Annotated in this window: 12 protein-coding genes; 3 read left to right on the forward strand and 9 right to left on the reverse strand. The window is 38.7% G+C overall.

Translation table 11 applies throughout. From position 1 onward, the window contains the following. Positions 1–101 precede the first annotated feature (101 nt). On the forward strand, positions 102–1577 hold the full coding sequence (locus Q0E03_RS08375) for a sodium-dependent transporter (RefSeq protein WP_297131581.1): 1476 nt from the start codon (positions 102–104) through the stop codon (positions 1575–1577). 261 nt (positions 1578–1838) lie between these two features. On the opposite strand, the gene Q0E03_RS08380 is transcribed toward Q0E03_RS08375, so the two are convergent. Further along, on the reverse strand, positions 1839–2315 hold the full coding sequence (locus tag Q0E03_RS08380; RefSeq protein ID WP_297131583.1) for a DNA-deoxyinosine glycosylase: 477 nt from the start codon (positions 2313–2315) through the stop codon (positions 1839–1841). A gap of 121 nt (positions 2316–2436) precedes the next feature. Between Q0E03_RS08380 and Q0E03_RS08385 the strand changes: the two genes are divergently transcribed. Together Q0E03_RS08385 and Q0E03_RS08390 are read left to right on the forward strand one after the other, a co-directional pair. Continuing rightward, positions 2437–2871: a DUF188 domain-containing protein gene (locus Q0E03_RS08385; RefSeq protein ID WP_297131586.1), complete on the forward strand. Its 435-nt coding sequence runs from the start codon at positions 2437–2439 to the stop codon at positions 2869–2871. 231 nt (positions 2872–3102) lie between these two features. Further along, positions 3103–3558 (forward strand): Hsp20/alpha crystallin family protein, encoded by a 456-nt coding sequence (locus tag Q0E03_RS08390; RefSeq protein ID WP_297131589.1) that lies wholly within the window; start codon positions 3103–3105, stop codon positions 3556–3558. Between the two features lie 91 nt (positions 3559–3649). On the opposite strand, the gene Q0E03_RS08395 is transcribed toward Q0E03_RS08390, so the two are convergent. From Q0E03_RS08395 to Q0E03_RS08430, 8 genes are all read right to left on the reverse strand, one after another. Next, the gene (locus tag Q0E03_RS08395) at positions 3650–4504 is read right to left on the reverse strand and encodes a ComEC/Rec2 family competence protein (protein WP_297131592.1); all 855 of its coding nucleotides are present in this window, start codon (positions 4502–4504) and stop codon (positions 3650–3652) included. Next, a complete protein-coding gene (locus Q0E03_RS08400) occupies positions 4501–5685 on the reverse strand; it encodes a Cof-type HAD-IIB family hydrolase (protein ID WP_297131595.1) in 1185 nt (394 codons plus the stop codon). The genes Q0E03_RS08395 and Q0E03_RS08400 overlap by 4 nt, the downstream gene beginning before the upstream one ends. Positions 5686–5763: 78 nt before the next feature. Further along, on the reverse strand, positions 5764–6342 hold the full coding sequence (locus tag Q0E03_RS08405) for a GtrA family protein (RefSeq protein WP_297131598.1): 579 nt from the start codon (positions 6340–6342) through the stop codon (positions 5764–5766). Next, positions 6326–6538 carry a hypothetical protein gene (locus Q0E03_RS08410; RefSeq protein ID WP_297131603.1) on the reverse strand — a complete coding sequence of 71 codons (213 nt, stop codon included), beginning with the start codon at positions 6536–6538 and terminating at the stop codon, positions 6326–6328. Before Q0E03_RS08410 ends, Q0E03_RS08405 begins: the two co-directional genes overlap by 17 nt. A gap of 162 nt (positions 6539–6700) precedes the next feature. Then, positions 6701–8584, reverse strand: coding sequence for a molecular chaperone HtpG (gene htpG / locus Q0E03_RS08415; protein ID WP_297131606.1), 1884 nt, complete (start codon positions 8582–8584; stop codon positions 6701–6703). Positions 8585–8717: 133 nt separating this feature from the next. Continuing rightward, on the reverse strand, positions 8718–9518 hold the full coding sequence (locus Q0E03_RS09105) for a hypothetical protein (protein WP_367270257.1): 801 nt from the start codon (positions 9516–9518) through the stop codon (positions 8718–8720). A gap of 208 nt (positions 9519–9726) precedes the next feature. Next, a complete protein-coding gene (locus tag Q0E03_RS08425) occupies positions 9727–10290 on the reverse strand; it encodes a GNAT family N-acetyltransferase (RefSeq protein WP_297131609.1) in 564 nt (187 codons plus the stop codon). A 9-nt stretch (positions 10291–10299) separates the two neighbouring features. Next, positions 10300–10914, reverse strand: a complete 615-nt coding sequence (locus tag Q0E03_RS08430; RefSeq protein WP_297131611.1) for an HAD family hydrolase — start codon at positions 10912–10914, stop codon at positions 10300–10302. Positions 10915–11318 lie beyond the last annotated feature (404 nt).

The following is an 11318-nucleotide window of genomic DNA, read 5'->3' on the forward strand; positions in this document are numbered from 1 at the left end:
ATTATTCGTCAAAATAAAGACTTTTTATCCTTGACACAAAAAGTTTTTATGGTAGAATTAGTGTACTGACTTTTTATAAAAAAGAAGAGAGGGCTTTATTAATGGAAAAAAGAGAGCAATTTGCCTCACGACTCGGATTCATCCTTGTTTCTGCGGGATGTGCGGTCGGCATAGGCAATGTATGGAAATTCCCTTACATCTGCGGAATGTACGGCGGAGCGGCATTTATAGTTATGTACTTGCTGTTTCTCATCATTCTCGGCTTCCCGATTTTGGTTGCAGAATTTGCAGTCGGCAGAGGCAGTCAGATGGGTATGGGCAGAGCATTTGAAAAACTTGAGCCAAAAGGCACAAAGTGGCACAACCTCAAATGGATAAGCATTATCGGATGTTATTTGCTTATGTCGTTCTACACAATGGTAGGCGGATGGATGCTTTACTATGCGTATCTCGAAATAGCAGGCAAACTTTCGGGACTTGATGTTGACGGAGTAGCAAACGCATTTTCAACAATGCTGTCACAGCCTCAAACAATGGGCTTGTGGGCATTTATCGCAATTATTTTATCGTTTGCGGTTTGTGCACTCGGTGTAAAAAACGGCGTTGAAAAAATCACAAAAGTTATGATGTCGCTCCTTGTTGTTCTTATGGTTGCGCTTGCAATCAACTCGGCAACACTTCCCAATGCAAGCGAGGGTATCAAATTCTACCTTGTTCCAAACTTCAGCGTTGTAAAACAAACAGGCTTCGGCACGGCTGTATTTGCCGCTATGTCGCACGCATTCTTCACTCTCAGCCTTGGTATCGGCGCTATGGAAATCTTTGGTAGTTATCTCGACAAAAAGAAGCGTCTCGGCGGTGAAGCGGTGAGCGTTATGGTGCTCGACACATTCGTTGCGCTTATGGCAGGTTTCATCATCATTCCGGCGTGCTTTGCGTTTGGCGTTAAGCCTGACAGCGGTCCGTCACTCCTCTTTATCACACTTCCAAATGTATTCAACAAAATGGCAGGTGGCAGAATTTGGGGCGCATTGTTCTTCATCTTTATGTCGTTTGCCGCACTTTCAACCATCATTGCCGTGTTTGAAAACCTCATTGCCGCATTTATGGATATGAAAGGCTGGTCAAGGCCAAAATCAGTTGCGGTCAACTTTGGTATCATCACCGCAATAAGCATCCCTGCAATCCTCGGTTTCAACCTTTGGTCAAAGGTTCAGCTTCTCGGCGAGGGCACAGGAATTATGGATGTTGAGGACTTCATTGTTTCGTACAATCTTCTTCCGCTTGGCAGTTTGGTATTTGTTATGTTCTGCGTCAGAAAGAACGGATGGGGCTTTGAAAACTTCATCAAGGAAGCAAACGCAGGCGAGGGACTCAAGTTTCCTAACTGGGCAAGAGCATATATGCAATATGTTTTGCCGATTGTTGTTATCATTGTTTACCTCAAAGGATACTATGATTTCTTTGCAAATCACGAACCGGCACAAAGAATCGCTTGGATGGCATTTGCCGTTCTCCTTATGCTTGTGATATTCGGCATAGTGTTCTTAACAGGCAGAAAGAAAAAATCAGCATAAAATATAAAAAGGCTGTTGAGAAAGTTTCTGAATTTCGTTTTCTTGCGAAGGAAGATGTACGATGGTACCTCGACTGAGCAAAAAATGAAAAACGCCAAAAATGCCGTAGGTCCGATACCTACGGCATTTTTAAAACCCCACCGTCAACACTTCGTGTTGCCACCTCCCCTTTTAAAAAATGGGAGGCATAATTTGGTTAATTATATTTTGTCGTGTTTTAGGAGCTTTATCGACAGTCTGAGGCGGTTTGTTCCGCCTTTTTTATTTTTGTATTATTTTCCATTCTTTGCACAATTTATCAAGCGACCACTGTGCGTTAGCAGGGCTTGTTGACGGCAGGCATTCGGCTGAAATGCCGACGGTTTGTTCAATGTATTTTTTGTACAGTTCGTCTGCCTTTTTGCCGTTTGTGAATATTCGCTCGATATGAGATTTTTGAACAATATCGGCAATATCATTCGGCACAACATTTTTTATACTGCTGTCGCTTGAGCCGACAATGTCGCAAGAATGAATCACATCCCACACGGCTATTCCGTTTGCAAGGAGCATTGCTTTTTTCTCATCAATGGTTTGAGGCACGGGGCAGTTGCAAACATTGGCAACCACTTTCCAAAATCGGTTTTGTTTATGCCCATAGAAAAAGCCTTCTTCCCTTGATTTAACTGACGGGAATGAGCCTAAAATCAACACTTTGGAGTTTTCATCCCAAACGGGCGGTATCGTGTGTAAGGTCATAATTCACCTGCTTTTCTGCATTTTCTAAACAAATTATACACCGAAAACGAAAAACATACAACATATTTACAAAGAAGCGGAGATTTGATATATTAGTTACATAACACAAACGAGGTAGAATATGAAAATTTTGATTGACGCAGACGGTTGCCCTGTTGTTAAGCAAGCGACCCAAATTGCAAAAGAGAATAATATTGAAGTCGTGATTTTTTGCGACACAAGCCACATCATAAACAGCGACTATGCACAAATAATCACTGTTTCAAAGGGTGCGGACAGCGTTGACTTTGCACTTGTGAACGAAGTGCAAAGCGGTGACATTGTCGTGACTCAGGACTACGGACTTGCGGCAATGGTGCTGTCAAAAGGCGGAAAAGCAATCACGCAAAACGGAATGATAATTTCAGACGGCAACCTCGGACTTTTGCTGACATCAAGATACGAATCGAAAAAAGCGAGAATGTCGGGTGCTCACCTGAAAGGGCCGAAAAAACGAACAATACAAAACGATGAAGCTTTTATCAAATCGTTCAAATCTTTGTTATGTGTTGATTAATATGCACAAAAGTTAAAACTATAGTTGAATAGTGAACATTTTATTAACATTAGCACTCTGCCCTTGACAGTGCTAATTAATAGTGTTATAGTATAGTCAGAACAAAGGAAAGGAAGTCAAGGAGAAGAAAAAAGAGGCAACAGCCTCAATGAACTCCGCTTTGTTTCCACATCCCGAGTTCATAAAAAACAGGTTTCAATATGGTGTTTTTTATGAAAGGAGCGATGACTTATGTTGATGCCTAGCGTATTTGGTAAAGATTTGTTCGATGACTTTTTCGATTTTCCGTTTTATGACGACAAAGAAATGGATAAGCTTGAAAAGAAGCTTTATGGTCACAGAAGCAAGAATCTCATGAAAACAGATGTTCAGGAAACTGAAAACGGTTATGTTTTGGAAATGGATTTGCCCGGCTTCTCAAAGAATGAGGTTAAGGCTTCACTCAAAGACGGATATCTAACAATCAAGGCTGAAAAAGGTCTTGACAAAAATGAAAAAGACGAAAAAAACGCAAAATATATCCGCAGGGAGCGTTATGCAGGTTCGTGTGAAAGAAGCTTTTATGTCGGCGATATAAACGAAGCTGACATCAAGGGCGAGTTTAAGCACGGTATCCTTAAATTGACAATTCCAAAGGAACAGCCAAAGAAAGAAATCGATACAACAAAATATATCGAGCTTGACTGATTAAACAAATTGTTTTTCCCTTACAATACGAAGTGCCACAGGCTTTTGCCTGTGGCATTTTTTATTATCTGCTCTTGATTAATTTTCAAGTTCATTTTTGTATATCCGCTGTCGGTTTCAAGCCATTGTCAAAATCAAATTTTACACCGTTCAAATCGGCTGTGCAAAATAGTTTTGTACCGATTTCATCAATCAATCTGTGCTTTATGTGAGGGTAAACTTTCTTTTCAAAATTGCAAACAACGCTATATTTCGGTAAGAGAGTTTTCAGCCATTTTCTGCTTGAAGAAAACGGGTAACCGTGATGACCGACCTTGAGAATATCGACTTTTCCGATTTTGCCTGCAAGGCGATATTCGTCAAAATCCTTATTATTGAGGTCACCTGCAAGCAAAGAACGAAAGCCGTTACATTCAAGCAAAGTGACAACGCTGTTGACATTTTCGCCATATTTCACAAGGCGTTTTTTATATTTTCCGTTATAAAAAGTAACTTTAAAATCGCCGAGCGTCGTTTGGAGTTCGTCAAAATCTTCAACAATTTCAACATTATTTTCAATCAAGGCATTTTTCATTTGCTCGTAAACCTCGGTATTATCCCAACTGAGCCTTTCGTAAATGAAAATGTCTTTTTCGTTATACGGTTTCAGATACGCCTTTTTGACATTGATTTTTGGATGATTAATCACCGTGTCAAATCCGCCTATATGGTCGGAATGTGCGTGTGTGCCAACAACAAAATCAAGAGTCACCGTACCGTCAGCCGAAGCACAATTTTTAAGCAAATAATCACAAACTTCTTCCTCATAACCGGGATAATTCAAATGAGGTTTATTTGCCGGATAATCCGAATCTTCTCCTGCATCAACCATTGCAAAGTGTCCGTTGCTTTCGATGATAATGCAATCCGATGAACCCGTATTTAAAAAATGAATAAAATTGCTCATACCGCTTCCCTCTCAATATAGCACATTATATTTTCATCATTTGAGCAAATGATTTTGTCGGCAAGCGCCTTGATTTCCTCGCAAGCATTTGCAACCGCATATTTCTTTGCTTCTGTATTGAAAGCTGTCAAATCGTTCTTGCTGTCACCCACCACCGTAACATTCTTGATATCAAAGCCCGCAATTCGGCACAGTTCTCGCAACGCCGAGCCTTTGTTTATGCCCTTTAGCATAATTTCCAAATTGTTCGTCATCGAAGTTGTAATTTCAATTTCGTCAAACTCTTTCTTCAATCTTTCGTAACATTCCGAGCGCTCATCTTGATTTCTGAAAAACACATCAAACATTTCTGTTTTGAAATCGAGGTTAAAAATCATTTCTTTTATACTGTCGCAAACCCGTCTGCTTTTGTACATTTCGGGGATGAATTCGCTGTCGATTTTGTAATATTCAAACGATTTTTGCGAAAAATCAGCAGTTTCAACATACGGCGCACCGTTTGTATAAAGTTCAATAAAAGTTTTGTAATCGTTCAAAACCTTGTAAATCTTAAATGCTGTTTCGTTTGAAATTGTGCGGTATTCAATTATACCTTTTTCTCTGTGATAAATTCCTGCACCGTTTGAAAAAACGATATATTCCACGTCCTTGCAATCCCGCAATTCTTTAGGCACTTCGTACAAAGTTCTTCCCGTAAGCAAAATAATCTTTGTTCCCTTTTGTGCAAGTCGTTCAATTGCGTGCAGATTTTCCTCACTAATGTCAGTATTGCTTTTTAGCAATGTTCCGTCAAGGTCAGACGCTATAATCATAGATACTTTTTGCACTTGCCTTTCTTTTTTATTTATTTGTATTATATATCTTTCCATAGGATAAGTCCATATTGTCGGAATGTTGATAATCACAAACTTTGACACCATCTCAATGGTAGGTGACGACATACCGTGTGATGTGATATATGTGCCAAACATTCCGCCGAGATACGAACTGACAAGTATATTAAATATTGCCAATGCGGCGTACAAAACAGAACTGTACAAGGGGTTTATGTTTGATTTAAAAATCACTTTTCTGTTTATCAAATACGCCGCAATGTAACCGATTGATGTTGAAATAAGATACGAATACAAATATCCCTTGTACCTTATTCCGAGGAGCGACAGCAAAGCCGACTCAGGCAACGGGGCGTTTTGAACACGACATACAGCATAAACATATAGCTGACTATATCGAGCACCGAGGTCACAACAACGCAAATATTAAACTTGAGGAATTTCCACAATTCCGACTTCTTTGCAGACTTCGGATTTGTTTTGAGGCTTGTTGTCATTGTTTGTTTCCTTCTTCTTTCTGTGAATTACAAAACGGTTCAACGGATAAGTCCAAATTGTCGGAACGGTCATTACAATAACCTTTGTAATCATTTCAACAATGGCGTTATCCCAGCCGTTGTTCTTGACGATTGTTCCCAAAAATGCGCCAAACCAAGTATTGAAAGCGATTGTGCAAACAACCATAACCGCATAGATAATTGTTGACATAACAGGATTTGCATCTGCTTTGAATGTGAGTTTTCTGTTCATAACATACGCTGCCGCATATCCGATAATTGCAGAAATCGCATACGAATAAAGATAACCCTTGTATTCAATTCCAAGAAACGCAAGCAGAGGATTGTCGGTAACAGGCGTTTCGTTGAGCGACTTGAACACCACATACTGAAGCAACATATACACTCCGAGTTCAAGCACCGATGTGCTCGCACCTGTGAATGTGAATTTGATAAACTTCCAAATTTCTGCATGCTTTTCGATAAATCTTTTAAAATTTTCTTTCATAATTCTTTTCCTCTTTTCTTGTAACAAGCAAGGTCATTGTTGCGCAAAGTGCAACCGCCGCACTTATCGAACAAAGTCCGTAACCTACAAGACATTCAATTCCTATTTTTCCCACTGTGCCGGCAACCGCCAAGCATCCTGCAACAAACACGATCAACATACTAGCCATAATGATTAAATAATTTTTCGTTTTCATAATCTTACCTCCCAAATATTGTTGCTTTGATTTTCATTTGTTTCTCTTTAACTACAACATAACACTTGAATGTAAAATCCGAAAATCCAAAACCGTAAAATGTATGTAAAATAAAAAAACTCCGACATTTCCCGTAATGAGAAATATCGGAGTTTAATTTTGTTACATCAATTCAACAATGCTGTCTGCAAGTTCTGTCGGATTATCGATAGGAAGTCCTGCAATAAGTCTTGCCTGAGAATAAAGAATATTTGTGTATTTTTTGAGAGTGTCCTCGTCAGCATTTTTGAGTTTTTCTGCAATAGGATGCTCGCTGTTGATTTCAAGCACAAGTTGAGCCTTTATGCCATTGTCGTTACCGCCCGGCATTTGAGAAAGCACCTTTGCCATTTCAAGGCTGACATATCCCTCTGCCGACAGGCAAACTGCGTGTGAACCCAATTTGTCGGTAAGCTTAACAGATGAAACCTCGTCACCGAGAATATTTTTCATCTTTTCAAGCAAGTCTTTTGCGTCCTCATTTTTCTTTGAAAGAGCCTCTTTTTCCGCATCGGTTGACAAATCCAAATCATCCTTGCAGATGTTTGCAAACTTCTTGCCGTCATAATCCATAAGCATTTGAATAGCAAACTCATCCACTTCATCGGTGAAGTAAAGGATTTCATAGCCCTTTGCTCTTACGCCCTCGCATTGCGGAAGAAGTGCAATTTTTTCGGCGCTGTCACCGCAAGCATAGTAGATTGTATCCTGCGAATCAGCCATTCGCTCAACATATTCCTTGAGGGTTGTGTAGCCGTCACCGTTGGATGACTTAAACATAATCAAATCCTTGAGCCCGTCTTTGTGCATACCGTAATCGGCATAAACGCCCCACTTGAGATTTGTGCCAAAAGTCTTGAAGAAGCCCTCGTACTTTTCTCTGTCGTTTTTGAGCATTTTTGCAAGTTCCGATTTGATTTTCTTATCAATTGCCTTTGCAATAATTCTAACCTGATGGTCTTGCTGGAGAGTTTCTCTTGAAATATTGAGATTAAGGTCGGCGCTGTCAACAAGTCCCTTTACAAAGCTGAAATAATCAGGCAAAAGGTCACTGCACTTGTCCATAATCATTACGCCGTTTGAATAGAGTTGCAAGCCTTTTTCGTAGTTCTTTGAATAGAAATCCATAGGAGCAACTGACGGAATATACATCAAAGCGTCAAATGTTGCCTGTCCCTCGACCTTTGAATGAATAACCAAAGTCGGGTCGGTGTAATCATAGAACTTTTGCTTGTAAAAATCGTTGTATTCTTCAGGCTTGATTTCGCTTTTGTTCTTTCTCCAAAGCGGAATTTGAGAGTTCAAAACCTCGTCATTAACTTCCGTGATGTACTCGCCCTCTTTTTCAGGGTCAGGAACTTCCTTGCTCATTTCCATAACGATTGGGTAGCGGATGTAGTCGCTGTATTTTTTAACAAGTTCCTGAATTTTGTACTGCTCAAGATACTGTGAATAGTTCTCGTTTTCGGTGTCTTCCTTGAGGTACAAAGTTATAACTGTGCCGTTTGTGTCCTTTTCACACTCCTCAACGGTGTAGCCGTCAACGCCTGTAGAAGTCCATTTGTTAGCGACATCTGCACCGACTGCTTTTGACACAACTTCGATTTTGTCGGCAACCATAAACGCAGAATAAAATCCTACACCGAATTGACCGATAACTTCAATATCCTTTGCGTTATCGTCATCGGCATTTTCGTTTTTGAAATCCAAAGAATCCGATTTTGCAATAGTACCAAGGTTGTTTTCGAGTTCTTCAGCAGTCATACCGATACCGTTATCAGAAATTTTAATGGTACGGTTTTCCTTGTCAAGGTCAATCCTGATTTTCAGGCTGTCCTTGTCTGCCTTGATGCTGTCATCCGTAAGAGATTTAAAATACAATTTGTCGGTTGCATCACTTGCGTTGGAAATCAATTCACGCAAAAAAATCTCCTTGTGAGTATAAATGGAGTTAATCATCATATCAAGAAGTTTTTTAGACTCCGCTTTAAACTGTTTCTTTCTCATATCTATCACCTTCATAAAGAATTATAATCGTTTTGGCACTCTTTACGTCCGAGTGCTAATTATATTATAGCCTTTATTTTACATTTGTCAACACCGAATAATCTTTGTTCACAAAAATATCACAATCCGCTGTTCAAATCAATTCTATTGTATGAGAAAAATATTTTTCCTGAAAATCAACCGATTTTTCTATTTCATCAACAGTAAATGTCACACCGTCAGGCGCAACAATCCATTTATCCTCAACATCGTCTATTCGATGAACAATAGCTATAACCTTGCCGGAAAATTCTGTAACTGGCTCATCAATTCCGAGAATATACGCATCCTGTTCCTCACCGTCACCCGCAAATAATCCCTCAATGTATCCGTAATTTATCGGATAAAACAAATCCTTGTGTTCAGGATGAAAACTGTCCATCGGTCTGTCAATTTTCACCGTAACCCTTTTCAGATTTTCAATATATTCATCTGCTTCACTATGAGAGTGAAAAGTCACCACATTACTGTTGTACTTTTTGATTAATTCATTAATTTTAGGCATAACATCAACATTAAAGCGCTTAATAAAATCAATGAGTTCATCATTTGACGGCAGTTGGCAAGGCATTTCGGGCTTGTTTCCTTTTCTCTTTTTCGCTCCGTCAATGCAAGTTTCTGTTGGCAAATCAAACAGAAAAACCACATCCGCCTCTTTAATTCTCAATTCGAGAGTCGATTTGAAATTTCCGTCAATAATGAAACTATCGGTCGCAAAAATTTTTATCTGCTTTTCAATCAATTCCGCCCGAGTGATGTGGGTACAATCCTTGTTCCAATACAGTGCATCTAAATGAAACAACGGCAAATTTGTAACAGCGTGAAGTTTTCTGCTGAAAGTGCTTTTCCCTGCACCCGGGCAACCAATCACAACAACTCTTTTGTAATCAAACATATTTTACCTCCAAATAAAATAAGCCCTTGCAAAAAATAATGCAAGAGCTTTACTTCTGTGTTCGGAATGGGAACAGGTTATCTCAATTTTGATCAGTATCGGCTGATAAATTTATTATATCACAATTATAATTTTTTGCAAGAAAAATCAAACAAAGGTATCAAAAATATCATCAACATTTTCTGCAATTATACCTAAAATTATTATTTTAGGATTTAAACTCACTCTTTAATATCGAATAATAAATACAATCCTCATAACCATTATGCGTTTTGCATCTTTGCCTTAAAGTTCCTTCTTTTTTCATTCCAACTTTTTGTAAAACTCTTGCAGATTGTAAGTTACTTTTAGCGTGATATGCTTCAACACGATTATATCCAACTTTATTAAAAGAAAAATCTATAACAGCTTCTACTGCTTCACAAACATAACCGTTTCCCCAGTAATCAAAGCCAAGGCAATACGAAAGACTTCCAACTTTTGAAACCGTACTCTCCGTTAATAAATAAATTGTGCCTATCAATTTATGTGGGGATTTTAAATAGATACCCCAATAATAAACATCTTCCTTATTATATTCATCCTGCCATTCATTAATCCATTTTATTGAATCTTCAACCGTTTTAAAACTATCCCAAGACATATAGCGAGAAACTCTATCATCATATGCAAAATTTAAAAACATATCTTCAGCATCTACATTCTCAATTTTCTTTAGAATCAGCCTATTCGTTTCGATTAAAATAGTACCACAATGTTTTAATTCTTCCATAAACGTACCTCAAAACAAATCAACAACATCAGCTATTGACTCAACAATATAATCAGGTCTCTCAAGTTCGTCTTTAACACTTTGAAACTTTGCAAATCCTTGACGCACCCAAACGGTTTTCATGCCAAGCTTTTTAGCAGGAATAATATCATTATCTAGCCTATCTCCAATCATAACAGCTTCGCTCGGATTACACTTTGCCTGTTTAAATGCAATATTAAAAATTTTCAAATTCGGTTTTTCGCAACCCGCTTCAGCTGATGCCACTACCACATCAAAATACTTGCCGATACCCCAATTATCAATGCGTTTTTGTGTTCCGGCAACCTGATTCGCAATAATTCCAAGTTTAAATTTTTGCGACAGATTCTTCAAAATTTCTTCAACATCGGGATAAAGTCTTTCAAGTTCTCCAAACCATTTTGGCACGGCAACACCAAAATCCTGTGCCGCCCACCTGATTGCAAAAGCATCTTTTTCGGCATATTCAAGAACTTTTTTACAGAATTCATCGGCATCCAAATTGTTTTGCTCAATTATAACCTTGCAACGCTCTTTCAGGCATTCGCTTTCATCAACAAGCGTTGAGCCCAAATCAAAAAATATCCACTTTACATTTTCCATTTTGTCCCTCTTAAATGTTATATATATTAATATTTTTCATTTTCAATATAACACAAAAGAAAAAGATTGTCTACAAAAATGATCGTAGGAGCGAACTGTGTTCGCCTAACTGAAACACAAACATAAAAATAAGCCACTCAAAAGAGTGGTTTATTTTAATGTCGGCGTCTCGTCAAAACATATTCCGTATAGAACAAAACATAGTTTTGTAAATATACTGCATATGTTTTTCCTCTCACAACAAGCGCAAGCTGCTTGTTGTGTAGTCCAATTCAAGCATAAAGTGAACACAAACATAAAAAAAGGACCATCCAAAAGAATGGTTCTTTTTTTAATGTCGGCGTCGACCTATTTTCACAGGAGGCTGCCCTCCAACTATTTTCGGCACGCGTGAGCTTAACTAC

Origin of the sequence: uncultured Eubacterium sp. (assembly GCF_934525195.1) — a bacterium.
Taxonomy (GTDB): Bacteria; Bacillota; Clostridia; order Oscillospirales; family Acutalibacteraceae; genus Eubacterium_R.